The sequence below is a fragment of the Okeania hirsuta genome (assembly GCF_003838195.1).
Classification (GTDB): domain Bacteria; phylum Cyanobacteriota; class Cyanobacteriia; order Cyanobacteriales; family Microcoleaceae; genus Okeania; species Okeania hirsuta.
The window spans coordinates 1-26,408 of record NZ_RCBY01000034.1 but is presented as its reverse complement, the minus strand read 5'-3'; the positions used below and the strand labels follow the sequence as shown (position 1 = coordinate 26,408).

General features: G+C 35.5%; 27 protein-coding genes. 19 read left to right on the top strand and 8 right to left on the bottom strand.

The features are described from left to right. Positions 1–306: 306 nt before the first annotated feature. Together D5R40_RS08425 and D5R40_RS39330 are read right to left on the bottom strand one after the other, a co-directional pair. A complete protein-coding gene (locus D5R40_RS08425) occupies positions 307–708 on the bottom strand; it encodes a globin family protein (RefSeq protein WP_240039068.1) in 402 nt (133 codons plus the stop codon). A gap of 53 nt (positions 709–761) precedes the next feature. Beyond that, on the bottom strand, positions 762–1,784 hold the full coding sequence (locus D5R40_RS39330; RefSeq protein ID WP_124145965.1) for a globin family protein: 1,023 nt from the start codon (positions 1,782–1,784) through the stop codon (positions 762–764). A gap of 571 nt (positions 1,785–2,355) precedes the next feature. Here D5R40_RS39330 and D5R40_RS08415 point away from each other — a divergent pair. From D5R40_RS08415 to D5R40_RS08390, 8 genes are all read left to right on the top strand, one after another. Beyond that, the gene (locus D5R40_RS08415) at positions 2,356–2,664 is read left to right on the top strand and encodes a hypothetical protein (protein WP_124145987.1); all 309 of its coding nucleotides are present in this window, start codon (positions 2,356–2,358) and stop codon (positions 2,662–2,664) included. A gap of 553 nt (positions 2,665–3,217) precedes the next feature. Further along, the gene (locus tag D5R40_RS08410) at positions 3,218–4,945 is read left to right on the top strand and encodes a succinate dehydrogenase/fumarate reductase flavoprotein subunit (protein ID WP_124154492.1); all 1,728 of its coding nucleotides are present in this window, start codon (positions 3,218–3,220) and stop codon (positions 4,943–4,945) included. Between the two features lie 170 nt (positions 4,946–5,115). Beyond that, positions 5,116–5,256 (top strand): hypothetical protein, encoded by a 141-nt coding sequence (locus tag D5R40_RS34875; protein WP_161564616.1) that lies wholly within the window; start codon positions 5,116–5,118, stop codon positions 5,254–5,256. 345 nt (positions 5,257–5,601) lie between these two features. Further along, positions 5,602–5,928, top strand: a complete 327-nt coding sequence (locus tag D5R40_RS08405; protein WP_124145967.1) for a DUF433 domain-containing protein — start codon at positions 5,602–5,604, stop codon at positions 5,926–5,928. A 539-nt stretch (positions 5,929–6,467) separates the two neighbouring features. Beyond that, positions 6,468–7,133, top strand: a complete 666-nt coding sequence (locus tag D5R40_RS08400; RefSeq protein WP_124145968.1) for an HAD family hydrolase — start codon at positions 6,468–6,470, stop codon at positions 7,131–7,133. Between the two features lie 181 nt (positions 7,134–7,314). Continuing rightward, on the top strand, positions 7,315–7,893 hold the full coding sequence (locus D5R40_RS39325; protein WP_240041564.1) for an RNA-guided endonuclease InsQ/TnpB family protein: 579 nt from the start codon (positions 7,315–7,317) through the stop codon (positions 7,891–7,893). A 12-nt stretch (positions 7,894–7,905) separates the two neighbouring features. Then, positions 7,906–8,571, top strand: a complete 666-nt coding sequence (locus D5R40_RS39320) for an RNA-guided endonuclease InsQ/TnpB family protein (protein ID WP_339379480.1) — start codon at positions 7,906–7,908, stop codon at positions 8,569–8,571. 41 nt (positions 8,572–8,612) lie between these two features. Further along, positions 8,613–9,641 carry a CHAT domain-containing protein gene (locus D5R40_RS08390; RefSeq protein ID WP_124154491.1) on the top strand — a complete coding sequence of 343 codons (1,029 nt, stop codon included), beginning with the start codon at positions 8,613–8,615 and terminating at the stop codon, positions 9,639–9,641. A 52-nt stretch (positions 9,642–9,693) separates the two neighbouring features. On the opposite strand, the gene D5R40_RS08385 is transcribed toward D5R40_RS08390, so the two are convergent. Continuing rightward, entirely contained in the window at positions 9,694–11,547 is a 1,854-nt protein-coding gene (locus D5R40_RS08385; RefSeq protein WP_124154490.1) for a pentapeptide repeat-containing protein, read from the bottom strand. A 35-nt stretch (positions 11,548–11,582) separates the two neighbouring features. Between D5R40_RS08385 and D5R40_RS34870 the strand changes: the two genes are divergently transcribed. Continuing rightward, positions 11,583–11,810, top strand: a complete 228-nt coding sequence (locus D5R40_RS34870) for a hypothetical protein (RefSeq protein ID WP_124145972.1) — start codon at positions 11,583–11,585, stop codon at positions 11,808–11,810. A gap of 39 nt (positions 11,811–11,849) precedes the next feature. On the opposite strand, the gene D5R40_RS08375 is transcribed toward D5R40_RS34870, so the two are convergent. Beyond that, a complete protein-coding gene (locus tag D5R40_RS08375) occupies positions 11,850–13,994 on the bottom strand; it encodes a HEAT repeat domain-containing protein (protein WP_124154489.1) in 2,145 nt (714 codons plus the stop codon). Positions 13,995–14,453: 459 nt separating this feature from the next. Between D5R40_RS08375 and D5R40_RS08370 the strand changes: the two genes are divergently transcribed. The 3 genes from D5R40_RS08370 to D5R40_RS08360 all read left to right on the top strand — a co-directional run bounded on the left by D5R40_RS08370 (position 14,454) and on the right by D5R40_RS08360 (position 16,905). Continuing rightward, positions 14,454–15,986 (top strand): glycoside hydrolase family 10-like protein, encoded by a 1,533-nt coding sequence (locus tag D5R40_RS08370; protein WP_124154488.1) that lies wholly within the window; start codon positions 14,454–14,456, stop codon positions 15,984–15,986. Positions 15,987–16,176: 190 nt separating this feature from the next. Further along, entirely contained in the window at positions 16,177–16,407 is a 231-nt protein-coding gene (locus D5R40_RS08365) for a hypothetical protein (protein WP_124145975.1), read from the top strand. 45 nt (positions 16,408–16,452) lie between these two features. After that, a complete protein-coding gene (locus D5R40_RS08360) occupies positions 16,453–16,905 on the top strand; it encodes a PIN domain-containing protein (RefSeq protein WP_124145976.1) in 453 nt (150 codons plus the stop codon). A 24-nt stretch (positions 16,906–16,929) separates the two neighbouring features. Here the strand turns inward: D5R40_RS08360 and D5R40_RS08355 are convergent, their stop codons facing one another. Then, positions 16,930–17,145: a hypothetical protein gene (locus tag D5R40_RS08355; RefSeq protein ID WP_124145977.1), complete on the bottom strand. Its 216-nt coding sequence runs from the start codon at positions 17,143–17,145 to the stop codon at positions 16,930–16,932. 10 nt (positions 17,146–17,155) lie between these two features. On the opposite strand from D5R40_RS08355, the gene D5R40_RS08350 reads away from it, so the two are divergent. After that, on the top strand, positions 17,156–17,764 hold the full coding sequence (locus tag D5R40_RS08350) for a hypothetical protein (protein ID WP_124154487.1): 609 nt from the start codon (positions 17,156–17,158) through the stop codon (positions 17,762–17,764). Between the two features lie 426 nt (positions 17,765–18,190). On the opposite strand, the gene D5R40_RS08345 is transcribed toward D5R40_RS08350, so the two are convergent. Continuing rightward, entirely contained in the window at positions 18,191–18,919 is a 729-nt protein-coding gene (locus D5R40_RS08345; RefSeq protein WP_124145979.1) for a hypothetical protein, read from the bottom strand. A gap of 441 nt (positions 18,920–19,360) precedes the next feature. Here D5R40_RS08345 and D5R40_RS34865 point away from each other — a divergent pair, with 441 nt between their 5' ends. From D5R40_RS34865 to D5R40_RS08325, 5 genes are all read left to right on the top strand, one after another. After that, positions 19,361–19,525, top strand: coding sequence for a hypothetical protein (locus D5R40_RS34865; protein WP_161564957.1), 165 nt, complete (start codon positions 19,361–19,363; stop codon positions 19,523–19,525). A 274-nt stretch (positions 19,526–19,799) separates the two neighbouring features. After that, positions 19,800–20,561, top strand: a complete 762-nt coding sequence (locus D5R40_RS08340; RefSeq protein ID WP_124154498.1) for an HpcH/HpaI aldolase family protein — start codon at positions 19,800–19,802, stop codon at positions 20,559–20,561. A gap of 533 nt (positions 20,562–21,094) precedes the next feature. Beyond that, positions 21,095–21,760: a 2OG-Fe dioxygenase family protein gene (locus tag D5R40_RS08335; protein ID WP_124154486.1), complete on the top strand. Its 666-nt coding sequence runs from the start codon at positions 21,095–21,097 to the stop codon at positions 21,758–21,760. Positions 21,761–22,354: 594 nt separating this feature from the next. Beyond that, on the top strand, positions 22,355–23,137 hold the full coding sequence (locus D5R40_RS08330) for an ABC transporter permease (protein WP_124154485.1): 783 nt from the start codon (positions 22,355–22,357) through the stop codon (positions 23,135–23,137). Positions 23,138–23,416: 279 nt separating this feature from the next. Beyond that, on the top strand, positions 23,417–23,596 hold the full coding sequence (locus tag D5R40_RS08325; RefSeq protein ID WP_124154484.1) for a hypothetical protein: 180 nt from the start codon (positions 23,417–23,419) through the stop codon (positions 23,594–23,596). A 375-nt stretch (positions 23,597–23,971) separates the two neighbouring features. On the opposite strand, the gene D5R40_RS08320 is transcribed toward D5R40_RS08325, so the two are convergent. After that, a complete protein-coding gene (locus tag D5R40_RS08320; protein ID WP_124147132.1) occupies positions 23,972–25,501 on the bottom strand; it encodes a SagB/ThcOx family dehydrogenase in 1,530 nt (509 codons plus the stop codon). 50 nt (positions 25,502–25,551) lie between these two features. Further along, positions 25,552–25,728: a hypothetical protein gene (locus tag D5R40_RS34860; protein ID WP_161564956.1), complete on the bottom strand. Its 177-nt coding sequence runs from the start codon at positions 25,726–25,728 to the stop codon at positions 25,552–25,554. Between the two features lie 113 nt (positions 25,729–25,841). On the opposite strand from D5R40_RS34860, the gene D5R40_RS08310 reads away from it, so the two are divergent. Further along, the gene (locus tag D5R40_RS08310) at positions 25,842–26,354 is read left to right on the top strand and encodes a pentapeptide repeat-containing protein (protein WP_338043252.1); all 513 of its coding nucleotides are present in this window, start codon (positions 25,842–25,844) and stop codon (positions 26,352–26,354) included. Positions 26,355–26,408: the final 54 nt, after the last annotated feature.

The following is a 26,408-nucleotide window of genomic DNA, read 5'->3' as shown; positions in this document are numbered from 1 at the left end:
TATAAAACCTTTATTTATCAATGCTTTAGAATCTAATGTTTTAGCAAAAATAGAATCTTCACCTACTAAATTAACAACTATAACTGCAATAATGACGGCGATAATTACTACATATATTTTTGGCAATTTCCAGAAAATATTAATAATTTGTGTAAGTATTTTTTTGAGTTTTGCTGTTGCTTTTTCAGCAGAATATTCTTGATCTGACTGTTCTTTTTTTTGCTTAGTTTTAGTTGTTATTTTTTGTCTAGTTTTTGGAGGAGACAGAGATTTTTTTTCTTGTTCAGAAGTGGGTTGTGTCGTTGTTTATTCTACTTGTTTGGGAAGTGGTGTTGGTGTTTTTATATAACCTGCTCCTTCAAACATGAATCTAGTAATCTGACCGAGTGCATATACCCAAGCTGTCTTAACTTCGGGATTCCAGTCTTCCTGGAGATACTGTTTTAAAGTTTTCAGTATAGTTTTTCCCACTAAAGGGTAATGTTGTTTGAGAGTGCCATAATTAACGTGACGAGCACCGAGGTCGCGTAATACTTTTGCTAAAGCTTCTGGGTGGCGCAGACTTTCTACTACTAAGACTATAGAATTAAGCAACTTTTTTTGTTGATTTTCCATATCGGTATTAGCAAATAGTGGTTTTGCTTCTGGATATGCTGCAAATAGGTTTTCATAGAAACTGGCAGCAAATTCTGCGCTACGGGGTTTAATTTTTTCAAAGCTCGTTTCAATAACTTCTACCTGTAATTTAGAAGATGATTTTGTTAATGGTGCTTTCTATAAATTATTTTTATTTTTGGTGGCGAGGTAGTTTCAACTTCTGTGTTTGAAGTTTCTGGAGAATACCCTGCACCCTCAAACATCAATTGCACAATTTGTTCGTAAGCAAATACCCACGCATTCTTGACTTCCGAATTCCAATCTTGCTGAAGATACTGTTCTAAAGTCTTCAACAATGCTTCCCCAACTAGAGGATAATGTTGCGGAAGAGTTCCATAATTAATATGACGGGCACCGAGAGCGCGCAATACTTGTGCTAAAACTTCTGGGTGGCGCAGACTTTCTACTACTAACACTAAGGAATTAAGCAACTTTTTTTCTTGCTGTTGTATATCAGTATTAGCAAATAGTGGTTTTGCCTCTGGGTATGCTGCAAATAGATTTTCATAGAAACTGGCGACAAATTCTGCTCCACGGGGTTTGATTTTTTCAAAGCTGGTTTCAATGAGTTCTATTGGTGAAGTAGGGGTTGACTGTGGGGGTGGAGGTTGGGTTGCTATAGCTTGAACTTCGGTTGCGGTGTTCTTGATTTCGGGGTTTTCCTGGGTCTTGGTTTCGGTTTCTGTAGTGTTCGTAGTGGGCGATCGCTCTGTCTCCGATGGATAGTTTGCACCTTGCAACATCAATTTTGCCATTCCACCATCAGCATATATCCAAGCTGCTTTTACTTCTGGAGTCCAATATTCCCCAAGATACTGCTTTAATGTTTTTAGTAGTGCTTTAACTACGAGGGGATAATGTTGTCGTAGCACGCCATAATTAATGTGGCGACTGCCTAATGCTTGCACGACTTCTTTTAGTATCTCTGGATGACGCAAATTTTCGACTACCAGTATCAGAGCATCCAGCAATTTTTTTTGTTGCTGTTGTATGTCAGTATTAGCAAACAGTGGTTTTGTCTCTGGATATTCTGCAAATAAGTTTTCGTAGAAACTGGCTGCAAATTCATTAGTATAAAGTTTAATTTTATCAAAACTTTGTTCTATAATTTCAATTTTTGATTGCATTTTTTATGTAAAATTTAGATATTAACTATTGATTATTATAGATAAAATTTTTCAGTATCAAATCATACCAAATCCAGTTATAAAAAGCTAATTTATCCAAATCATTCTAACCCTTCTGCCCTCTGTCTTCTGCTTTATCTTCACAATAAATATCTCTTTTAAACCGGATCTAGTATTACACATTAACTTGTAATGCTTCTGCCAGAAATTAAGGATAGCTTGAAAGAGAAAAATAGAAATCTCCGAAAATTACACATCTAGATCATTTTTTGTGTCTTTTTTTATAAATTTTCTTCCTGATTCCCAGATAAGCTGTTGTCTACTTTTGCAAAAAGTCTATTCTTTTTCAGAGATGTCTAATGTAGATAAAAAAAAGATAAAAAAGATTTAATTGTTACTTTTGTAACAACTATATTATTTTACAGTTAAAAACTGTAAAGTGTTGTAACAATTACGATTTTGATCGTAATAAATTTTACTCTAGTTTGACAGTTAGTCTAACCTATAAATTACTATGGTTTGACAATACGTCTAACTTATTAATTTGAGGTAATGCAACGAGGTAAAAATGATGAATAATTTGCAAAAATATAGTATCCGATGCACGCTCACTTTCGGTGACATTTATGGCCAAATTATTGTTTGGTTAATAGTAGTATTCTTAAGCATAGCTGGAGGAGTTGCCCTTTGGACTAGCAGTAGCCAAGTCTATGCTCTAGGAGCTATTGCTTTAATCGTGGTTTTGTCTCTACCCTTCCTACTTTTTGCTTTTGTAACTACCCTATTAAATCATATTGAAGTACTTTCAGTAGAACCTAACGAAGAAGAAGAGTCTCAAACGTCAATGTCTGGTCAGCAAGCAGCAACTTCTCTAGGTTAAATGTTTTGTAATAAGCATTCAGCGGTCAGCGGTCAACTATCAGCTAGTGTCCTATGGTCAGAACTGCGTTATCAGCTTTATTACTTTTAGTGGACAATTTAAGCTTGTTGTTCTTGTGCTTCAATTCTTTGTTCAAAAATGTAGTAGAAGTTAAGCAAATACTTGGTTCATTCATTAAAAAGCTGAATACGAGCGCATTCTGCAAGAAATGCTTACTGACTTTGAATTTAGCAACACCGAAAGCTAGAGTCCTCATTTAATTCGAGGCACTTAAAAAGTTAAAAACCTGCCTGCTTAATGACACAGGTAGGTTTTTTATCTCAGAAAAAAGTACTGATAACTGATAAATGAAATGACCTGTCAGAAAATGATATAAATACCTTTTTTTAAATTAGACATCTCTAATAATAAATTAAAAATAAAATCAATTATGGAACTAGATATATAAATTATTTCCCCCTACTCCCTACTCCCTACTCCCTACTCCCTTTTTTCTGGAGATGTCTATTTGGTATAAAATAATAAAAGCATAAAACTATTAGAGATTTACTTAATGTTAGAACACGACGTAATAATAGTAGGTGGCGGACTAGCAGGCAGTCGCGCTGCTGTAGAAATAGCTCGCAAAAATCCTAGCTTAAATGTAGCAGTTGTTGCCAAAACTCACCCCATTCGTTCCCACTCGGTAGCAGCTCAAGGTGGAATAGCGGCTTCCCTCCAAAATGTAGATCCAGAAGATAGTTGGAAAGCTCATGCTTTTGATACTGTAAAAGGTTCGGACTATCTAGCTGACCAGGATGCAGTAGAAATTTTGGCAAAAGAAGCGCCAGATGTAATTATCGACCTCGAACATTTAGGGGTATTATTTTCTCGGTTGCCAGATGGTCGCATTGCTCAACGTGCTTTCGGCGGTCATTCCCACAACCGCACTTGTTACGCTGCGGATAAAACTGGTCACGCTATTTTACATGAATTGGTAAATAACCTCCGTCGTTATGGGGTGCATATTTATCAGGAATGGTATGTAATGCGCTTGATACTCGAAGATGGTCAGGCAAAGGGCGTGGTTATGTACCATATTCTGGATGGTGAAATTGTTGTGCTGCGAGCAAAGGCAGTAATGTTTGCCACTGGTGGTTATGGTCGAGTATTTAATACCACTTCCAATGATTATGCTTCTACTGGCGACGGTTTGGCAATGGCAGCAATGGTTGGCCTTCCTCTGCAAGATATGGAGTTTGTACAGTTTCATCCTACAGGTTTATATCCAGCAGGAGTTTTGATTTCGGAAGCGGTGCGCGGTGAGGGTGCTTATCTGATTAATAGTGATGGCGATCGCTTTATGGCAAATTATGCTCCTAGTCGCATGGAGTTGGCACCCCGCGATATTACTTCCCGTGCTATTACTTTGGAAATTAGTGCTGGTCGCGGAATTAATATGGATGGTACTGCGGGTGGTCCGTTTATTTATCTCGATCTACGGCACATGGGACGGGAAAAAATTATGAGTCGAGTACCGTTTGCTTGGGAAGAAGCACATCGTCTTTTAGGTATTGATGCGGTGAACAAACCGATGCCAGTTCGTCCGACTGCTCATTATTCTATGGGTGGCATTCCTACTAATACTGATGGTAGAGTTTGGGCGAGTGCTGATAGTTTGGTGGATGGGTTATTTGCTGCGGGGGAATGTGCTTGTGTTTCGGTACATGGGGCGAATCGTTTGGGCAGTAATTCTTTGTTGGAATGTGTGGTTTATGGGCGACGGACTGGGGCAGCGATCGCTGAGTTTGTGGAAGGTCGCAAATTACCGGATATTGAGGAAGAACCTTATATTCAGGAGGCACGAGAACAAATTCAAGGGTTGTTAGACCGTTCGGGAGAATATCGTATTGATTTTTTACGGCAGCAGTTTCAGGATACGATGACTGAGCATTGCGGTGTATTTCGTTCTCAGAATGTGATGCAAGAAGGGTTGGAAAAGTTGAAACAGTTGCAGGAGCAATATCAGGAAGTTTATTTGGATGATAAAGGTAAGTTGTGGAATACGGAGATTATTGAAGCATTGGAGTTGCGGAGTATTATTGTGGTGGGGGAGACAATTTTAAGTTCGGCGTTGAGTCGTCAGGAAAGTCGTGGCGCTCACAGTCGGGAAGATTTTCTGCAACGAAATGACGAGCAGTTTTTACGGCATACTTTGGCATATTATTCGTTAGCAGGAATTGATATTAGTTATCGACCTGTGGCAGTTACTATGTTTGAACCACAGGAGCGGAAGTATTAAGTAGGATTTTAGGAGTCAGGAGTCAGTCCTCAGGAGTCGTATGGGAATGGCTTTAATACCATTTTTTAGAAAGTCTTTTAACCAGACTTACTGTTTGTAAAGTTGTTTTTTCATGCATGGTATTACCAATGGATAATGGATAATTGATAATTGATAATTAGGGTTTGCGTATGGAAAGTCTTTTTGTTGGGGTAGGAGACAGGAGACAGGAGACAGGAGACAGGAGAAATGGGAATTTAAAGGAGGTAGGAGTAAGAATTGTCCCAAGATTTTTCTGCCCAACTATGCGGCTAAAATACGTTCCTTTTTGAGCTTTTTCCGCTGAAAAGTTGGCACTTTTTTAGACCAAAAAATGCTAAAACCTTTATCTTTCAATGCTTTGATATTTAATCAGCAAGCCCTAATTATATCATGTCCGGTTGAATAGTTACATTTTGGAGGAAGGAAGGCAGAAGGCAGAAGGCAGAAGGCAGAAGCTTTTCTGCCATTTTTACCTTTATTTTATACACAAACGATGCTACCGGACATGATATTAGAGATTGTTTTCATTATCCATTATTCATTGTTCATTATTCATTAATGAATTCTTCTTGCTTCTTACTTCTTGCTTCTTACTTCTTACTTCTTGCTTCTTCCTTATTAGTAACAAAAATATTATGACAATTTCAATTGCAGCAGAACCTATTCCTTTAACAATAAATACGGATGGTGTAGTCCTAGTTGCCGGAACACGAGTTACCCTAGATACAGTTGTTTATGTTTTTCAACAAGGAGCAACAGCAGAAGAAATTTGTTTGGCATATCCATCATTAAATTTAGCAGATGTTTATGCAGTGATTGTCTATTATTTAAGGCATCAAGAAGAAGTAGAAAAGTATTTACAGGAACGACAAAAAATAGCACAAGAAGTACGTCGAAAAAATGAGGCGAAATTTGACCCCCAAAGAGTACGCGATCGCTTACTTAAACGTCACAGATTGTAAATTTTGCTGCTTTTTTTTCCTTTTTATTTACTGATTATCAGTTACACTATAAAGGTTGTTTTCTCCACAGCAACTCTTCCTTTAATAGAAGTTAATTTATCATAGAAAAAGCCACCATAAAGTTCAGAGTCTAAATTAGAGATTCCGGTTTCTACATAAGATTTATCATTTTCTTTGTGGGTTTAATACCCCACCGTCAACGGGGGTGTTCAAAATTACTTGGGGTTAGAATCCCCATGTAATTTTCCTCCTGTCTCCTGTCTTCCCCTCCTGGGAGGGGTTGGAGGTGGGTTGTCTCCTGTCTCCTTCTTCAATTCTATCCATTTCATACCTTATTTTATTCAGATATTAGAATTAAGTTGATACAATGATAGTATCATTTTGTTAAATAACCGTTCAGTAAGAGGGCTAAAATTCATATAAATCAATACTTTTAAGCTTTAATTGCCCCTCATTGCACGAACCTTCGATCTAGATTTTCTCTGAGAAATTCAATTTTCAGTTCAGACCTCATAAAGTAAACACTATCTATATAAGAGATGCTAAAAGCAATTTTGTTTGACCTAGATGGCACCATAGTTAATACAGACCCCTTGCATTTCCAGGTATGGAAAGAAATTTTAAATAATTACGGAATAGTAATTGACCATAACTCTTATAAGGAAAAAATTAGTGGTGGAACTAATCCCACAATTCTGAAAAAATTACTACCACACCTATCAACTACAGAAGTAGAAGAACTAGCAGATTATAAAGAAGCTAAATTTCGAGAAATGGCTACAAACTTAGAACCAATGACAGGATTATTAGAATTTATTGCATGGGTAAAAAAACAAAAACTTCAGAAAGCGGTCGTGACAAATGCACCTCCAGAAAATGCTGAATTTATGTTAGATGTTTTGCAGCTAACAGATACTTTTCCATTAGTAATATTAGGTGGAGTAATGACTGTCGCAAAACCAGATCCTGCACCTTATAAATTATGTTTAGAAAAATTGGAAATTTCCCCGGAAGAGGCAATTGTTTTTGAAGATTCTCGTTCTGGAATTAAGTCAGCAGTCGGAGCAGGAATTTACACAGTAGGAGTTGCTTCTACCCATGAACCTGAATCTTTATTAGAAGTAGGAGCGAGTATTGTTATTAATGATTTTAGTGATGAAAAATTACAGCAACTTTTAGATATAAGGAAGTTCCAAGGAAACTAAGGTTATGATGGCAAAGATAAATCCTTAGTGACATAAAAGCTAAAAATGTTTATTTCCAACTTGATTCGGCAAGGGGTCTCCCGTTATAATCTGCGATTTAACAGGAGGGGAATTGCCGAGCTGCAAATTAAACAGGTTTCGATTGCTGTTCAAATGTAGCACTAAAGAGTAGTATAAAATTATGATAATTACTCATTGCTACAAAATTAAGCCCACTACTGAACAGTCAGTCAAAATAGATTATTGGCTAGAACTGTTACGAAGACATTGGAATTATGCTCTAGGTCAAAGACTAGATTGGTTAAATAGAACTAGATGTCAAGTTGACCGTTGTTCATTAATTTCATGTCCTATTGGTGAAATTTCTACTAGACCAGATTATTATTTTCAACAATCAGCACTTAAACAGACAAAACAGTTATTTCCTGACTACAAGGAAATATATTCAGAAATTCAACAAATTAACTTACAAAGGCTAGATAAAGCTTGGAAACGTTGGTTAATACCTGACAAAAAAGGTCAACGTGGAGGGCGACCTAGATTTAAAAAATCAGGAAAGTTAAGGTCATTTTGTTTCAGCAGAGTCAATCATTCTAAAGCAGCAATTAAGTTTGATGGTAAGCAAATCATTATTAGTAGGTTTGGTACTATTCCAGTCATAGTTCATAGACCTATACCAGATGGTATGACGATAAAAACTGCAACTATAACCAAAAAAGCTGATGGTTATTATATAAGTTTCAGTTTAGAAGATAAATAAGTTCCTAATCTAATTCCTACAAATAATATCAAAACTGCTGTAGGTATTGATGTAGGGTTAAAAGAGTTTTTAACTACTAATACTGGTGAGACTGTTTCTGTACCTAAATTCTATAGAAAATCTCAATCGAATTTAGCAAGAAAGCAAAAAAAAGTATCTAGAAAAGAAATAGGTTCAAACAACTGGAAAAAGGCACAAAACAAAATAGCTAGATTACATCAACATATTGCTAGGCAAAGAGAAGATTTTCACTATAAGACTGCTCATAAATTAGTTAAACAATATGATATGATTGCAGTTGAAAACTTAAATATTAGAGGTCTGGCAAAAAACACGAAACTATCAAAATCAATTTATGATGTAGCCTGGGGTAATTTTATTGAAAAATTGAATGCAGTAGCGGTAAAACGCGGTGTTCATGTAGTAAAAGTTAATCCTCACAATACATCACAAAATTGCAGTAATTGTGGTCAAAAAGTACCTAAGACTTTATCAGTTAGAACTCATTCTTGTCAGAAATGTGGAACAGTTTTAGATAGGGATGAAAATGCAGCAAAAAACATATTAAATAAAGCGTTAAACGAGGTGGGTATCATCTTGTCTGCTTGTGGAGGCTTAGATATTGGTCAGCCAGCAAAACAAGAAACTTCTTTGTTTGTTGAGAAGCTCCGGTTATAATCTTTGATTTAACGGGAGAGAACTTCACGAGGTATTAGTTTATGAATAATCATGCTACTTATCGGAAAATATTAATTTTATCAGCTAATCCTAAAAGTACAAGTTATTTAAGGTTAGATGAAGAAATGCGAGAAATAAAAGAAGGATTGAGGCGATCGCCTTCTAGAGATTTATTTTTAATTGAATCTGCGGAAGCTACTCGATATAGAGATATTCGTAGAGCTATTTTAGATTATCAACCGAATATTGTTCATTTTAGCGGACATGGAGCAGGCCATGATGGTTTAGTTTTTGAGGATGAAACTGGGTCTCAAAAATTAGTTGATACTGAAGCTATTGCCGGACTTTTTCAATTATTTTCGGAACAGGTAGAATGTGTTGTTCTGAATGCTTGTTATTCAGAGTATCAAGCTCAAGAAATAGTTAAATATATTAATTATGTGATTGGTATGAGTCAGGCTATAAATGATAGAGCTGCAATTGAATTTGCTGTGGCTTTTTATGATGCTTTGGGAGCTGGACAAACTTATGATTTTGCTTATCAGTTAGGATGTAATGCTATTATGATTGCAGGAATACCTCAAGAGTTAATTCCTCAGTTGTCTGCTAAAAATAGCGAAAATTCAATTCCTAAAACTGCGACTTTTATACCTCGTAATAAATTTGATTTTAATACTTCTAATCAAGGAGATAAAACAATGACTGGTGAACGTAATATACAAATTGGAACTGGTGATTATCGTGAGACAACTATTAATGACCAAGGAAGTTATGTTGAAGGAGATTACTATAATAATTCCGCAGAAAAACAAAACCTGGCTGATGCTGCTAATGAAATTCAACAATTGCTGGAACAACTAAGCAAAAATAACCCTACTGATACAATGACTGGAAATATGAAAATAGCAGGGGAAGTAATTGAGAAAATTGAAACTAATCCTGCTTTGATGAATCGGGTTTTTAGTGCTTTAAAAGCTGGTGGTATGAGTGTTTTTGAGCAAACTTTAAATCATCCGGCAGCAAGTTTTGTGATTGGTGCTTTGGAAGAGTGGAAAAATACCAAAAATTAAGGCAAATAAAAAACAAATTCTCACACAAAGGTTGCTAGTTTATTTCCCATTCCTACTCTGGGGAGTTATGATGAGTATCCCCTTCAACATAACTCCCTCGATCGTTAACAGAAGTCTCTCGATAATCACCTTTCTGGACTTCAATATTCCGGGTTTCTTGATAGGTTTCGACATAAAATTTGTTCTGCTTTAAGGCTGTTTCTAATAAATTTCTCAGCTCAATAATATGTTTGTCTTTTTCCGCTACTCCAGCTAAAAGTGCTAATAAATCTGGATAACTTCCTGATTTTATTTGATGATAAATTTCATTATATTCTTGACTGAGAAATGAGCGGTCAACATCATCAGTAACTTGTGCTTGAAAGTGAACTATTTCATTACCTCGCCCTTCAATTGAAAGAACTTGTAATCCTGATTCTGGATATTTTTCGATTAATCTTTGAAAAGCTATTGCTGCGGCACTGGGGTCTACTCCTTCATGGTGAAATATATCTAAAATTGAATAATTTTCTGCTACTTCCCGTGGGTCTACATTTTGAGTTTGATAAAGTTGTTTAGTTTTGATAATAGGGGCGATAAAACTGCTAAAGTCTCCATCTTTAAAAATCTCATTGCGGTTGTCTGGTTTGCGCCAAGGGTCGCGGTCTTCTTTTGTTTCTAAGCGCATATAAACATAATCGCATTTAATCCCCTCAAATTGGGTATCCAGGGAAATTGCCCAATCCTGAATACAAGCACCTGTTAGTATTGCATTTGTTAGGTTAGTACCGTACAGTTGAGCTTTCACAAGTTTTGCTCTTGTTAAGTTTGCCCCTTCTAAAGTAGCTTCGCTCAACTTTGTACCAATGAAACTAGCATCAGTTAAGTCAGCGTATCGTAAGTTACATCCCCGTAAGTCTAAATTGTCAAAGTTCTGATCTCGTCCGTTACCTGTTACAACCAATTGACGAATTATTTTATTTTCTAAGTAGGTTCCTTCAACTCTAGCTTTGTCTAGGTGTTTAGCATTTAACCAACAAGTGCGAGTGAGAATAGCTTTTCTCAAATTAGTGTTTTTGAGACTGGCACCAGAGAAGTTGGCATCAGTTAAATTTGCTTCGTAAAAGCTAGTTCCTCCATAGCTACATAGAATAATTGCAATATTTCTAATCAAAGCGTATTTGCGATCGCCAACCACAGCACGGCAACCAATAAAAAGACTTAGAGCGAGCAAAGTTATCGTGGCAGGAATTGCAATGGCCAAAATTTTGACAACAGATGAAGTGTAGAGCAAATTTTTATTCTCTTCCTGAGTCGCTGCTATTATTCCCAGTATTGCTGTAGCTAGAGTTACAAATTGAATCAATAATAATAACATTCTGTTTGGGAATGAAATTCTCATCACTGCGATCGCAATTGCCTCTAACAATACCCCTGAAATATTAATACCAATACAAAATGCTAGTAAAATTGCGTCTGCTCTGGCATCAGCTCCGGCATCATCTGTGCCTGGAAGAGCCATAAACATAGCAATAGAGGTGAGTACAATTATAGTAAAAAGCCATAAAGCCGTACCTATACCTCTATAAATTGTGATTAAAATAAAACCCAAGAATAAAATTAATCCAAAACCAAGGACTAATAATGGTCCTATCCAAGTTAGACCTTTCCATTTCAATATACTACCTATAAAAGCTCCTGCATAGCCACAGATAAATCCACCTAGCATTGCTAAAAATAATAAAATTGTTCCTAAAATCAGCAACCAACTTATTTTTAGCCCAGCTTGGGCATAACGAAAATTTCCACTAACAAGCATAGCTTGAGAAAAGTTTCGTCCCTGAATCTTGCTATGGCTAAAATTAGCATTATCTTGACTTTTGACAGTACCACCTTGCAAGTTTTGCTGTGGGAAATCTTTAAACATTTTTTGGAAATACAGTATATTAATACCAATAAAAAGTGCTAGTACAATTCATTGGACTTGGCATTATCTGTGTCTGGAAAAGCCAGAAACACAGTAATAGAGGTGACTATAATTATAGTAAAAAGCGACTTTATTTGCAATCGCTACTTTCATGGTACGAAACCGTAAAAAGTCTTGAAGAAGGAGACAGGAGACAGGAGACAGGAGACAGGAGGAAAATTACTTATGGATTCTCACCCCAAGTAATTTTGAACACCGTGTAGACGGTGGGGTATTAAACCCACAAAGAAAATGATAAAGCTTTACCTATTTCTGATCCTATTGCTCAATAGATTTGTCCAATGTGTAATGGAATAACCCTGATACTGCTCAGGCTCTATTCCTAGTAATGCCTCAATTGCAATCCTACGAACATATCTATCCGTATTAGTATCTGTGATGATGTTAATTAAAGATTCAATAGCCTCTTTTGATTGTATGTTTCCTAATGCTCTAATTGCTATCTCTAGAAGAGAACTATTAGTATCAGTATCTGTAATGATGTTAATTAAAGGTGGAACCGCCTCTTTTGACTGTATGTTTCCTAATGCTCTAATTGCACTACTACGAACATCAGTATCAGTATCTGTGACAATTTTAATTAAAGGTGGAACCGCCTCTTTTGACTGTATGTTTCCTAATGCGTCAATTGCACTACTACGAACAAAAACATCAGTATCAGTATCTGTGACAATTTTAATTAAAGGTGGAACCGCCTCTTTTGACTGTATGTTTCCTAATGCGTCAATTGCACTACTACGAACAAAAACATCAGTATCAGTATCTGTGACAATTTTAATTAAAGGTGGAACCGCCTCTTTTGACTGTATGTTTCCTAATGCGTCAATTGCACTACTACGAACAAAAACATCAGTATCAGTATCTGTGACAATTTTAATTAAAGGTGGAACCGCCTCTTTTGACTGTATGTTTCCTAATGCTCTAATTGCACTACTACGAACATCAGTATCAGTATCTGTGACAATTTTAATTAAAGGTGGAACCGCCTCTTTTGACTGTATGTTTCCTAATGCTCTAATTGCACTACTACGAACATCAGTATCAGTATCTGTGATGATGTTAATTAAAGGTGGAACCGCCTCTTTTGATTCTATGTTTCCTAATACTTCAATTGCATTCTTACGAACATCAATATCCTCACCAGTATTTGTAATGATATTAATTAAAGGTGGAACCGCCTCTTTTGATTGTATGTTTCCTAATACTTCAATTGCACTACAAAGAACATCAATATCCTCACCAGTATTTGTAATGATATTAATTAAAGGTGGAACCGCCTCTTTTGATTGTATGTTTCCTAATACTTCAATTGCACTACAAAGAACATCAATATCCTCACCAGTATTTGTAATGATATTAATTAAAGGTGGAACCGCCTCTTTTGACTGTATGTTTCCTAATGCGTCAATTGCAATACTACGAATATCGCTATTAGTATCAGTATCAATGATGTTAATTAAAGGTTGAACCGCCTCTTTTGATTCTATCCTTCCTAATACTACAATTGCACTACTACGAACATGAATATGTTCACCAGTATTTGTGATAATATTAATTAAAGCTTGAACAGCTTCTTTTGATTCTATGTTTCCTAACACTTCAATTGCACTCTTACGAACATGAATATGTTCACCAGTATTTGTGATAATATTAATTAAAGGTTGAACAACGTTAATTAAAGCTTGAATAGCCTCTTTTGATTCTATGTTTCCTAGTGCGTAAATTGCCAATATAAGAACAGAACTATCCGTATCAGTATCTTTGATGATGTTAATTAAAGGTTGAACTGCCTCTTTTGATTTTATCCTTCCTAATGCTTCAATTGCTATAAAACGAAAAAAACTATCTCTATCAGTTGTGATGATGTTAATTAAAGGTTGAACCGCCTCTTTTGATTCTATCCTTCCTAATACTTCAATTGCACTACTACGAACATCACTATCTCTATCAGTTGTGATGATGTTAATTAAAGGTTGAACCGCCTCTTTTGATTTTATGTCTCCTAATGCGTCAATTGCCCTACTACGAACATCACTATCTCTATCAGTTGTGATAATGTTAATTAAAGGTTGAACCGCCTCTTTTGATTTTATGTCTCCTAATGCGTAAATTACACTACTACGAATATCACTACTCGTACCAGTATCTATTATGACGTTAATTAAAGCTTGAACATTAGGAGGTGTTAACAAAATTTTATTTGTTTCTGGACCAACAATACCATCTGGCTTTAAATTATGATATTCCTGAAAACGAATAACTGCAGCAAGAGTCTTAGGGCCAAATATTCCATCTACTTTCCCGACTGGAAATCCCCAGTTATTTAATTGTTCTTGAAGCTGAATAACTTGATACCCTCGACTTCCTATTCTTATTAAAGTATCCATCTGAAAGTTATTTCTTTAGTATTTTCTCCACCATCCTAACCCATAAAAAACTACAGTTGTACTAAGAGCTAATTTGTAAACTTAGCTGTTTGCGCAGCATGACCCTGGAAAAGTCTTATATTACCTAGCTTTTAGTAATTTGGGTCTGACTGAACGATAAATCGCAAAGCCTAAGTATAGTAAAGAATTCATCCTCTTAATATTTACTTGATAAATCAGCTATAACTTCAAAAAATTTAAAGAATATTAACAAATAATAAAATTGATAATTAATTCCCAAAGGTTGAAAGTCTCTCCTTTTAAGGAGAATTAGATTTACTATAAAGTTAAATTATCCTGCCTTGCTGAAATGTAATGGTAAGTAGCTGAAGATAAAATTGAAAAACTTATGTTTTGCGTTGATACTTAATCTAAAAATTATTACTATTCAACAACGCCAATTATCCAAATTGTCCAAAAATGAACTTAATCAGCAAACTATTTTCCAAAATTAATATCCCTCAAAATATTCGCTTTCGACCCAAAAACCTCCTCTGGGTTTCCCTAATAATATTTGGACTAACCCTCACTCAAATCTACACCTATCTACCAACCGCCACTGCTCAACAACCCTCTTCCTTTTCCCCCAGAGAATTTCGAGGAGTATGGGTAGCATCCGTTGCCAATATTGACTGGCCATCCCAACGTGGTCTATCTGTTGCGCAACAAAAATCAGAATTACTCAACATCCTCAACCGGATGCAAGAACTTAACCTTAATGCTTTAGTCTTGCAAGTTCGACCCAATGGAGACGCTTTGTATGATTCTCCGATCGAACCCTGGAGTGGTTGGATGACAGGCAAACAGGGAACCCCACCACAACCATATTACGATCCACTAGAATTTGCGATCGCCGAAAGTCATAAACGCAATATCGAACTCCATGCTTGGTTTAACCCATACCGCGCTCAACTTAGTCCCAATGATGGTTCCTTTGCTGGAAATCACATGGCAGTCAAATATCCCCAATATGCTTATAGATACGGCAACAACATTTGGATGGACCCAGGGGCGAAAGTTATTCAAGACCAAACTTTCAACACCATTATGGATGTAGTCCGTCGTTATGACGTTGATGCCATTCACTTTGACGACTATTTCTATCCCTACCCTCAACGCGGACAAGAGTTCCCCGACTACCAAACCTATAACGCATACAAAGCATCTGGTGGTACTCTCTCTTTATCTAACTGGCGACGACAGAATGTGAATAACATGGTACAACGTCTTTACCAAGGTATTCACGCTGAGAAACCTTATGTGAAATTTGGCATTAGTCCATTTGGCATTTATCGCCCAGGGAACCCTCCTGGTATTGTCGGGTTAGATCAATATGAAAGTTTATATGCTGACGTGAAATTATGGATGGAGCAGGGTTGGGTAGATTATTTAGCACCGCAACTTTATTGGCGAATCGACCCCCCTCAACAAAGTTATCCAGTTTTGTTAAATTGGTGGTTACAACAAAACCCACAACGTCGTCATATTTATGCCGGAAACTATTTAAGTCAGTTGCAAGGTGCAGGTTGGTCAGTATCTGAGTTTGAGAGACAAGTTGCTATTTCTCGTCAGAGAGCAAGTCAACTTTCTTTAGGAAATATCTTTTTTAGTATGAAGATGTTTCGAGATAATGTAGCGGGTGTAAATAATGTGTTCAAAAGTTCAGTTTATCCAACTCCAGCATTACCTCCAGCGATGCCGTGGTTAGATAACCAACCTCCCGCACCACCTACAGGAGTACAGGTTAATTCTGATGTTATTAGTTGGAATGTTGATAATACTGGAGATGTTCGTTCTTGGGCGTTGTATCAGCAAAATGGTAATCAATGGTCACTTGTACAGGTATTAAATTCTGCTACTAATGCGGTGAGAGTTACCCCAGGAATTTATGCTTTACGAGCAGTCGATCGCTTGGCAAATGAAAGTTCGGAACAAGTGGTGACGGTGCAGTAGCTTCCGAATTTAGAATTTAGAATGTAGAATTTAGAAAATGAGGTAAATTTACTAATTCTAAATTCTATGTATAGCATTTCTCATAAAGATGAAGTACATTGACGATTCCCCTAAATTCCCCTTAAAAAAGTAGGGACGTTCCATGCAACGTCCCTACAGGGTTATTATTTTTCACGGAGACAATATTATTATGTTAGAACAAGTGTTTAATTTAGCCAAACAGCTTCCTGTTTCTGAACAAATTATTTTAATTGAAAAAATGATAGTTGAACTTAGGAAAAATAAATCTTCTCAATATTCTTTAATGCCTCTAGAAAGGTTACAATCAGAATTTGCTAAAGACTTAGCAGAAGCAGGATATAAATCAAGAGAGGATATAGTGAATTTAGTACGAGAAGTTAGAAAGGAAATTTCACAATAACATCGCTAACTTTATTAAATTTGATAATACTTTTAAATTAAAAAAATGACTATTTCTCCAAGTCGTATATTTTTCGACACTAATGTTTATATTATTGGTTTCGCTGCTCCAGAAAGTAATGAGTTTAGATGTCTTCAATGGGCTGGTTTAGGTATGAAAAAATCTGCATTAATTGAAGTTGTAATTTCAGAAATATTGCTTGCAGAAATTTTGCGAGTGGCAAAACGTCTAAAACATAAAGATTGGAGTGGAGAAATAGTCGATAAAATATGGCAATATTTTCAAGTCTGTTATGTTCTACTGGATGAAAATGAACTAGAAATAATTAAAAATTCAGGTAATATTCCTAGAGAGGATGCAGGAGTTTATTTAACTGCTAAAACAGCTAAAGCTCAATGTTTTGTGTCGGCTAACTATAAATTAATTAAGGCTATTGTAGAAAAAACTGGAGAGTTTGAGTGTCTAACTCCTGAAGCTTTTGTTAATAAGTATGTTTAAGTTATAAGTGTCTTCTTGACGAGTTCAATAAATCCATTGTTGAGCATCTTCTCCTACTAATGGATAAGTTGCTTTTCCTTGAATATTATGCCATTGACGCCTAGGTTTAGGGGTTGAATTATCATCTCTTTGAAGATGACTTGATAAATAACACATTAATTGAAGTTTTTCTTCAACGTTTAGCCCTTCTGATTTAGTAGGGACATTGCATACAACGTCTCTACCATTTGTAAATAACATTATATCAAATATGGCTTTCAGTGATTTTAAGACAATCTCGGATGTACAAAAAAAGTATAGAATTAAATATTCAGAAGAGAATTTGATAGTTAGTCAGGAATTATTGCCTTCAGACAGTTTTATCAAAGACTTTGAATTTAACAAAGAAAATATAGACTTGTTTGCCTCAGAAGCATCTCGCAGTGAAATTATAATCTCGCCACTATTGCGTGAAGTTTATAAGAAATATTATCAGAAGTATTCATTTTGGATTCGCAAAAGTATTTCTTATGATGAAATTCTCTCTGGAACACCTGATTATATTTTTTCACGACGTTCTGAACTTGGTAAAACTGTATTAGAAAAGCCTATTGTCATTGTTGTTGAAGCAAAAAAAAATGATTTTGAGTATGGTTGGGGGCAATGTCTGGCAGAGTTGTTCGCGTCACAGAAAATAAATGATAATTTTTTAAGGGCAGTATATGGAATTGTTACAGATGGTAATTTATGGCAGTTTGGAAAGCTTGCGGGAGACAATTTTATCAAAGATTCTGGGAATTTCACTATCGATAATTTGCCAAGAGTTTATGGTGCTTTGGAAAACCTGGTTCAATTAGTAGAAGAGGATGATGAGAAATAGGATAATTTGTACGGGTTTGGTCCGCAAAACCCTAGAGTTCCCTGTTCCCTATTTTCTCTATTCACTCAAAATATTAATGGTTGTTAAAAAACCAGGTTTCTGTTGATTAACGAAAGCTCATATTCGAGAGTCAAAGTATCTATCAACCAAGGATTGATATTTTGATCCCACATTTCGCACTTCAATTTGTATCATTAAAAGTAGTATATAAATCCGTAGCTTGGTAGGTATTTATACTATGCAAGTCATCTCAATTACTTTTTTCGTCGATCAAATTCCGAGTAAATAATGAAGCATAAATACTTGCTCGATCATGTACTCGATCGCGGCAGTTATGATTTTCTTCTAAAATTCTGTCTCCTGTCTCCTGTCTCCTGACTCCTTCTTCTATACTACATTTTGTGGTGCGGAATGTGGGTTTGATAATTACCCAAATAAGGGTTTACCAAGACCAGAGCAAGCATCCCCAGTTAACTTAACTAATTTATCTTGTTTCCTATGTAGATTTTCTTCCTTTATAAGAGTATTATATTCATCTTGAAAATTTTGATTCACTGTTTTAAAGTCTATAATATTCAAGAATTGAGACTTTTCATTATCACGTATACCATAAACAAAAAGACAAACAGGTTCTTCATTTCTACTGGCCTGAATAAGTCGTGCAAGAAGCGTTTGAGAATTTCTTTTTGATATGGGTTTGGTAATATCAGGAATTGTGCCTTCGTAGTCTACATTTTTAAGAACACTAATATCTTTCTCTGGAGATACACCTTTATTTAGCATTCGATCCGTAGGTTGATGGTCTGTATAAATCATAGAAGTTTGTTCAGATTTTCCTTTTAATCTCTGAACAAAAAAAGCTCTGAGTCCATCTGTTCCATCTTGTTCAGCAAAATTATAAGATGTTTCTGACCATCCTGTGATTTTGACCAAAACCGACCCCGATTTATAATTGCTAATATCTATTGGAGGATGGATAATTGCTTGAAATTCTACAAAATCAACAACAAATCCTATGATAGAAATCATAATACTAGCAATAGTAGCAACAACAAATACCGTACTATTTCTACGGAAAGATTCAATAAATCTGTGCAAGAAATTTTTTTGATTTGCTTGAGTGTTTTGATTGTTTGGATTTTGTGAAGTAGTCATCAGTTGCACCTAAAGTTTAAATTTGGGCGTTAGTAAATCAAGAGGTAAAAATTTAAAGGTCATCCAAAGCGATCGCCCTGAATACCCGACTAAGAATGTTACCCCTAGGAAAAAATCATCTCTTTAACCGCTAATACCAAGAGCTGAGTGTTTGTTCAGGATAAAACAACTAAAAGGCAAGACGCTCATTCTACAAAACTATTCAGGAAAAACAACGTGCAGACAGAGCAGTATAAATGCTCAAGGAAAGAGGAATTAATCCGGATAATATCATGTCCGTTTATATCGTTTGTGTAAACCTAAGGGTGAATATCTACAGGAAATGATGGTTTTTTCTTGCGAGGGTAGCCTTCTTCCCTCTTCCCTCTTTCTTCTTCCTTCTTCCTTCTTCCTTCTTCCTTACCTTTGCTATACAAGACCGATGCTACCGGACATGATATAATGTATAGAACCCCTGATCGTATCTTCATAAATTTAGCAAGGAGTCAGGAGACAGGAGACAGGAGACAGGAGGTAAGAGGGAAGATGTGGGGAGAAATAATACAAAAAGCAAGGAGTCAGGAGACAGGAGGTAAGAGGGAAGAGGGAAGATGTGGGGAGAAATAATACAAAAAATTCAACACACCAACACCAAGATTTTCGGTCAAAATTGATGCGCGAAAAGACTTGACCACCATAATTATATAGATCTCAAATGGGTTCTATAAGCATTATTCCAAAAATTTAAAATTCTTGGTAGGGGTTTGGTCTCCAAACTCTCTAGTAATATTGTTGGTAGTTTTACATAGTAATGGTATACAGGAATAAGAAATACCAGGAACGGGAGCAAGATGCTCCCACTACTATTCCCTATTACCTCTTTTCTATATATTTATCAACCATGCAAAAAAATCAACTCAAACAAAAACTCAAAAACGGCGAAACTGTACTCGGACTTTTTATGAATTGTGCTTACCCTGCATTCATAGAAATTTGTGGTCTAGCAGGATTTGATTTTGCAGTCATTGACCTGGAACACGGACCTCTAAATATTCTAGTCGCAGAAGACCTATGTCGTGCTGCTGACTGTGTTGGTATTGCCCCCGTTGTTAGAGTCAGCAAAAATGATGCCGCACAAATTCAACGTGCTCTTGATATTGGTAGTGCAGGTGTACAAGTTCCACAGATAGAAACAATAACCGACGCAGAAATAGTAGTGCAAAGTGCTAAATATAATCCCATTGGTTGCCGTGGTTTATCATTTGGAACTCGTGCGGGAGTTTACACTTCAGCAGGTAGTAATATTACCGATAAATTAAATGCAGAATCTTTAGTTGTCGTTCATGTAGAGGGTACAAAAGGTGTCGAAAATCTGAGAGAAATTGTTACAATTCCTCATATTGATGTGATTTTTCTCGGTCCTTATGATTTATCCCAATCTTTAGGTATTCCCGGTCAGGTTGATGATATTCGAGTAGTTGAATTAATGCAAAAATCGGTAGAAATTATTCGGAGTTCTGGCAAAGCAGTCGGTACTTTTACTAATAATTCTGAGACTGCAAAAAAATGGATTGACTGTGGAGTTCAGTATATTGGATTGGGTATAGATGTGAGTATTTTCTTACAAGGTTGTCAAGGTTTGGTCAGAGCTGTAAGAGGTTAATTTTTACTCTGGAAGAAAGAAGGAAGAGGGAAGAAGGAAGAAGGAAGAAGGAAGAGGGAAGAGGGAAAAAGTTAATCTAAGAATGTTATCAATAATTGGAGTGACTAAAAGATTTTACAGGAAATGTTCCTTTGACTAAATAGTATAAAAACGATTCATTCTGACTCCTGACTCCTGACTCCTGACTCCTAATAAATAGCCTAGCTATTTTTAGCCAACATTTATTCAATTAGTATTAGACTTGTTGGCGTTGGTAATTTGAGGTATGATGTCTTGTCCGGATAAGAGAGCAAACAAAAAACTTTCTCCTTCTATTCCTCTTTATTCTTCTTTCTTTCCTCCTGACTCCTGACTCCTGACTCCTAAATAATTAAGATTAATATCATACATGCCCTTCACCAACGCCACATTTTTTAAAAAAAATTAATGCTTTGTATAATACTTAGCAACACTTCTCAGAAACCTGAGCTATACTAAAAATATAAACAATATAAAACTCAATTTTTACTCTATGAAAATAGGGAGAAATATCTATGGAAAAAGTCTTAGAATCAATTAATTTAGATTACGCTTTTATGTTTACCTACAAAAAGGTAAACTCAATTAGTATGGAAGGTTTTGAAGAGTTTTTTGCTGACCTTCCTGTCGATCCATACATAAAAGGTAACTATCGTTATAGAAGACTTTCTCGTTTTATTATTTCAGGGGAAGAGGTAATAAAACAGCCTCATGGTTATCTTTTCCAAAGCAAAAATTATAATCCTTTAGCTGGAGATATTAAAAGGGAATATGCTGAAATAGACGACAGACTTATCGCCTTAGATAACTTTAAAAAAATGATATTAGCCTTCTGTGATTCCTGCAAAATACATCCAGAAGCAGAAATAGGAGTACATCAAATTAGAACGATTTGTTCCCCTAAGAATTCAGGTAATCCAGCACCAGAAGGTATCCACAGAGACGGAACAGATTTTATTGGCATATTTGCAGTAAATAGACATAATATTCAAGGCGGTGCAACTCATCTTTATACTGCTAGAAAAGAAAAGCCAGTATTTAGTAAAATTCTCAATCCTGGGGATTTATTATTGGTAAATGACCATGAATTTTTCCACTTTACAACTCCGATTAAACCTGTAACTGAAGAAGTAGGATATCGAGATGTATTTGTTCTGACTTCTCCAAGTTTGATTCATTGAAGAAGAGAGAAATAACGACTAAAGATAGAGATTTTTACTTTTGATAAGTTGTCTGTAGACTTGTTGCTAGATAAGAGGAAATTAAACTTATTATTTTTCAGAATTACCTTTTCCTGAATTGGAGGGGAATTAGGAAAAAATAAATCTCACTGTTTCACTCCTCCACTATTAAATTTAATACCCCACCCTTACCTGCTATACATCAATTAGAATGCAGATTTAACTCTAACTCAATAATTGCTAAAACTCCCGAATCACCTTCTTGAAAAAAAGGAGATTAATATCAAATTCATATAAAGTTGCATAGAATAATATTTGAATTAGAGTTGACTGTAAATATAGATCAACAAGACAAGTGAATAAATTTCATAATTTTGTGCAGTCTCACATATAATTGGCATAAACTAAACATTATTTTGATATAGCAATCAAAAATCTTTTGTAAAAAATCTAAGGATATATAAAAACTCTGAAACTTTTACTCCTGTTGCCTGTTTCCTCTTCCCTAAATTCAAAGATATTTTTACCTACAACTGAAATAGGATTGCTGTATAATTTTTAAAGATGTAAATTTTCTGATGAAATCAAATAAAAATGGAACGATACCTACAAATATTAAAATTATTTTGGGGGACAGCGATCGCTGCTGAATTAGAATACCGCTTCAATTTTGTTATAGCAGCAATCAGCAGTTTAGGGAATTTATTAGGTAGCTTATTTGGGTTATTTTTATTTTATAGAACAGGCTATAAATTTGATGCTTGGAATTGGGAAGAAGCTTTAATTGTCTTAGCAATTTTTACTATTTTACAGGGTATATCTGCTATTTTTTTGACTCCAAATCTGAATCGCATTGTCACACAAGTACAAGAAGGTACTCTAGATTTTGTACTACTAAAACCTATCAGTAGTCAATTTTGGCTTTCTACTCGTACAATTTCTCCTTGGGGAATACCAGATGTAATTTTTGGTATTCTGTTATTGGAATATGCTGGTAGTAAATTAGGCTTAGGAATAGATAATTATTTGTTTAGTTTAGTACCCCTAGTCTGTGGGATAATTACTCTTTATAGTCTGTGGTTTATTTTGGGTTCAACAAGTATTTGGTTCGTCAAAATTTATAATGTGACAGAAGTCCTCAAAGGCCTATTAGAAGCAGGAAGATACCCAATGGGTGCCTATCCCAATGCTTATCGTTTCTTTTTTACTTTTCTAGTACCAGTTGCATTTTTAACAACAATTCCAACTCAAGCAATCTTAGGTAGAATTGGAGGAACTTGGATAATAGTTTCTTTTATTTTGGCAAGTGGGTTATTATTTGCTTCTATTGGATTTTGGCGGCTGGCTTTGCGCTACTATACAAGTGCTTCTAGTTAATAAGTAGGTGGGCAAAATTATTTGTATATTTATACTGAGATATATATACTGAGATATATTTTCTGCCCCCTCTTCTTTACTTCTAAATGTTAAATTAATCTTCCACAGGTACTTAATTTAGCAATGGAACCAAATCAACTTTTAAGTGAACTTGAGGAAAGTTTAGATTCTGAATAGTTACTACAAGAAATAGAACAACAGCAACAGCAGGAAGAACAACTTTCTGAAGAAACAAAATTTTCACAGAAACCTCTGATCATCTTATTATTATCTATTCTAATGATAGAAGTAAGTATAGTTGTCTATGCTCTACAAGCTAGTCAAAGAATAGTAATTGTTTCTCCTGAAGAAAAAGATTTCAAAGAAGCTCAAAAACTAAATATTCAAGCTAAGAATATGGTTAAATATCAACCACTCCCTCCTCATCCACCGGAGGTATGGCAAGAAGCTATAGATTGACTCCAAGAAATACCTCAAGATACTTTTGTTGCTGCCGAAGCAGTAGAAAGATTAGATGTCTACCATATTTGATTTCATTAGAGTTGTCGCTAAATAGAGGGAAAAAATCGCTCCAACCTAGACAGAGCAATAATTCTAAGCATTTTTAATTTCTAATATCTAGAATCCTTACAGAACAAGGTTTTTGGGGATTTTTTAAGTCATAAAGCGACAAGTCTATTATAGAAAGGTAGCACAGTCAAACTTTTTTATAGCGGTTTTCATTAACATAGAATACAGCTGTCATATCTGTAACTTATTAAACTTAAAACATACTTATATTTTGTCTGTAGTCTACCTTTGTGAAAATCGCTATAATTATGCTACCCAATCCTATTATTGTGATCGCGCTTGGCCTAAGGTAGAAATATACACAACGGCTTCATCTACAGGAATACCTAAAACTTCATTCACATAATCGTCAAAGAAACCACCGATACCACTAACACCTAAATTAAGATAAATAGCTGCTAAATTTAGCCTTTGCCCAAGATGGCCTGCATCTGCATGGAGGTAACGGTAAACGCGATCGCCATATTTTGCTACAGCTTTTTTGAGGTCAGCGGTATGAAATAGCACAACAGCAGCATCTCTCCCTAATTCCTGCTCCAAGCACAGAAAATGTAGCTCTTGTCGGAAATTTTTAAACCTAATTTGCCGTAACTCTTGAGCAACTGGAGCATAATAATAACAACCTTCTTCTAAACCATCTACTCCTGAAACAGCAATAAATGTTTCGATTAAACTCAGGTCAAAATAATCAGGGTTACGATCTAAGTCTTGATTAATATAATGATCGGGTTGATAAGTAAAATCTAATGCTGCTAATAGTTCCTTTAAAGCAATTGGTTCCCCTGTATATTCCCGAGTAGAGCGTCTTTTGAGAATTGTTTTTCTTAAAGCTCTTAAGTCTTTGCCCCATGAGATAGAGGGAGTGACAGTGGAGACTTTTGTACAGAATGGAAAGTTGTATTTATCTTCTGAGTATTCAGGAGTTTCTCTTGTTTTCCAGGTAGGCACTTTTGGAGAATTTGAGTTGATGTGAGCAGCTTGATGTAAATATTTTAGCAGTTCACCATCTGGAATCATAGGGTAATCTGTTTGAGTGCTAGAAGGTAAAGCACTTTCCCATTGTGAGAGATTTTGTTCAATATCTAGTAGGTCTGCCAGAGCGATAATAGCGATCGCCTGTTCTTCTTGAGTATCTAGATAAAGCATTTGATTTATTGCTTCATCGGTAAACCCACCAATTAGATGAGGTCGATAGTTGGTGAAAGCAGAAGCTAATTCAATATTACCTAGTAAATGACCTGTATCTAAAAATATTCTTCTATATGCTCGGTCTTCGTAACGCCAAGCAGAACGATAGAAAATAGTAGTTATGGCGATCGCTAATTTTGTATTTTCTAAAGCTGGATGCCAAAAACAAGCATCTTGCAATTCTGGCCAGATTCTATTATCCCAAAATCTGAGTAAGGAATGAGTTTTGGCCTGATAATTATATAGTCCGGCAGGTAATAGAGGTGTGCCACGGGAAATTAAATAAACCTCCGCAGGATACAAACCTCCAGCAGAGGGAGCAGCTCTTAAGTAATGATTTCCCATAATTGTTGCCACTTTACCAGTTAAACCATAGCTACATAAAAATAAATTAGATAGCCTTTCTCCTTCTCCTAAATCTTTTTCTTGATCAATTTGTTCTTGTAGATAGGGTTTGAGGTCAATAGTTGTCCCGACTTTATATTCTTTGAATGGTATTGGTTGTTTTTCCCAGTCTAGTTGGTTATTCTTACTTGCTATTGTTTCTGGGTCGTATTTTGTCCGTTCATGGTAGTGTTGAGCGATGGATTGTTTAACTTCTGTCATAATTCTTGTTAGGTTTTATCATTTTCTTTGTGGGTTTAATACCCCACCGTCTACACGGTGTTCAAAATTACTTGGGGTGAGAATCCCCATGTAATTTTCCTCCTGTCTCCTGTCTCCTGTCTCCTGTCTCCTTCTTCAATAGGTATAGTTATGATTTTGACATTTCTGAATAAAAATTTTACAAATCTTAAAAAAGGATTAGAATCGCAGTAATTTTTATAAGGCAATCTTAATATTAAGCTTAATAAAAAAAACCGAGTATAAATACTCATAATTTAACACATAAATAATAATTATCAACTGCTAATCAAGTAGTTATAAAAATATTAAGATGGAGAAAATGAGTGCAGAGGAATTACTGGCAAGATACGCGGAGGGTCAAAGAGAATTTTGTGATATTGATTTGAGTAATATTGAATTATTTGAGGCTGATTTAGAAGGAATTAATTTAAAAGGTTGTGATTTAACAAAAGCTTATATGCCTTATGCAAATTTGAATCAAGCTAATCTTAAAGGATGTAATTTACAAGAAGTGGAAATGGGAGATATTAAACTTTATCAAGCTAATTTATCTAATACCAATATTTCGCAGGGAAATCTATCGAGAGCTAATTTGCGTAATGCTATTCTGAGTGGTGCAAATTTGAATCGAGCCAATTTACAAGGTGCAAATTTATATAATGCAGACCTCACAGACACAGATTTAAGCCATGCAGATTTAAGAAAAGCTAATCTAGAGAAGGCAAAATTAGATAATGCTAAATTGGGATGGTGTAATTTATTTCGAGCTAAAAAAGTTGATTTATCTATGGCAGAACACAACGACACTACTATTGGACCTGATGGGTATTAAATAATTAATAATTAATAATTAGGGTTTGCTGAAAAAGTCTTATTGGGTGAGGGG

Excerpts from the sequence above, each read along its gene's own strand:
- D5R40_RS08410 (WP_124154492.1), top strand. The coding sequence starts at position 3,218 with ATGTTAGAACACGACGTAATAATAGTAGGTGGCGGACTAGCAGGCAGT.
- D5R40_RS08330 (WP_124154485.1), top strand. The coding sequence starts at position 22,355 with ATGGAACGATACCTACAAATATTAAAATTATTTTGGGGGACAGCGATC.
- D5R40_RS39330 (WP_124145965.1), bottom strand. The coding sequence starts at position 1,784 with ATGCAATCAAAAATTGAAATTATAGAACAAAGTTTTGATAAAATTAAA.
- D5R40_RS08335 (WP_124154486.1), top strand. The coding sequence starts at position 21,095 with ATGGAAAAAGTCTTAGAATCAATTAATTTAGATTACGCTTTTATGTTT.
- D5R40_RS08405 (WP_124145967.1), top strand. The coding sequence starts at position 5,602 with ATGACAATTTCAATTGCAGCAGAACCTATTCCTTTAACAATAAATACG.
- D5R40_RS08390 (WP_124154491.1), top strand. The coding sequence starts at position 8,613 with ATGAATAATCATGCTACTTATCGGAAAATATTAATTTTATCAGCTAAT.
- D5R40_RS39325 (WP_240041564.1), top strand. The coding sequence starts at position 7,315 with ATGATAATTACTCATTGCTACAAAATTAAGCCCACTACTGAACAGTCA.
- D5R40_RS08325 (WP_124154484.1), top strand. The coding sequence starts at position 23,417 with ATGATAGAAGTAAGTATAGTTGTCTATGCTCTACAAGCTAGTCAAAGA.
- D5R40_RS08385 (WP_124154490.1), bottom strand. The coding sequence starts at position 11,547 with ATGTTTAAAGATTTCCCACAGCAAAACTTGCAAGGTGGTACTGTCAAA.
- D5R40_RS08375 (WP_124154489.1), bottom strand. The coding sequence starts at position 13,994 with ATGGATACTTTAATAAGAATAGGAAGTCGAGGGTATCAAGTTATTCAG.
- D5R40_RS08415 (WP_124145987.1), top strand. The coding sequence starts at position 2,356 with ATGAATAATTTGCAAAAATATAGTATCCGATGCACGCTCACTTTCGGT.
- D5R40_RS08350 (WP_124154487.1), top strand. The coding sequence starts at position 17,156 with ATGGCTTTCAGTGATTTTAAGACAATCTCGGATGTACAAAAAAAGTAT.
- D5R40_RS08340 (WP_124154498.1), top strand. The coding sequence starts at position 19,800 with ATGCAAAAAAATCAACTCAAACAAAAACTCAAAAACGGCGAAACTGTA.
- D5R40_RS08310 (WP_338043252.1), top strand. The coding sequence starts at position 25,842 with ATGAGTGCAGAGGAATTACTGGCAAGATACGCGGAGGGTCAAAGAGAA.
- D5R40_RS08360 (WP_124145976.1), top strand. The coding sequence starts at position 16,453 with ATGACTATTTCTCCAAGTCGTATATTTTTCGACACTAATGTTTATATT.
- D5R40_RS08345 (WP_124145979.1), bottom strand. The coding sequence starts at position 18,919 with ATGACTACTTCACAAAATCCAAACAATCAAAACACTCAAGCAAATCAA.
- D5R40_RS08370 (WP_124154488.1), top strand. The coding sequence starts at position 14,454 with ATGAACTTAATCAGCAAACTATTTTCCAAAATTAATATCCCTCAAAAT.
- D5R40_RS08365 (WP_124145975.1), top strand. The coding sequence starts at position 16,177 with ATGTTAGAACAAGTGTTTAATTTAGCCAAACAGCTTCCTGTTTCTGAA.
- D5R40_RS08400 (WP_124145968.1), top strand. The coding sequence starts at position 6,468 with ATGCTAAAAGCAATTTTGTTTGACCTAGATGGCACCATAGTTAATACA.
- D5R40_RS08355 (WP_124145977.1), bottom strand. The coding sequence starts at position 17,145 with ATGTTATTTACAAATGGTAGAGACGTTGTATGCAATGTCCCTACTAAA.
- D5R40_RS34875 (WP_161564616.1), top strand. The coding sequence starts at position 5,116 with ATGGAAAGTCTTTTTGTTGGGGTAGGAGACAGGAGACAGGAGACAGGA.
- D5R40_RS08320 (WP_124147132.1), bottom strand. The coding sequence starts at position 25,501 with ATGACAGAAGTTAAACAATCCATCGCTCAACACTACCATGAACGGACA.
- D5R40_RS34865 (WP_161564957.1), top strand. The coding sequence starts at position 19,361 with ATGTATAGAACCCCTGATCGTATCTTCATAAATTTAGCAAGGAGTCAG.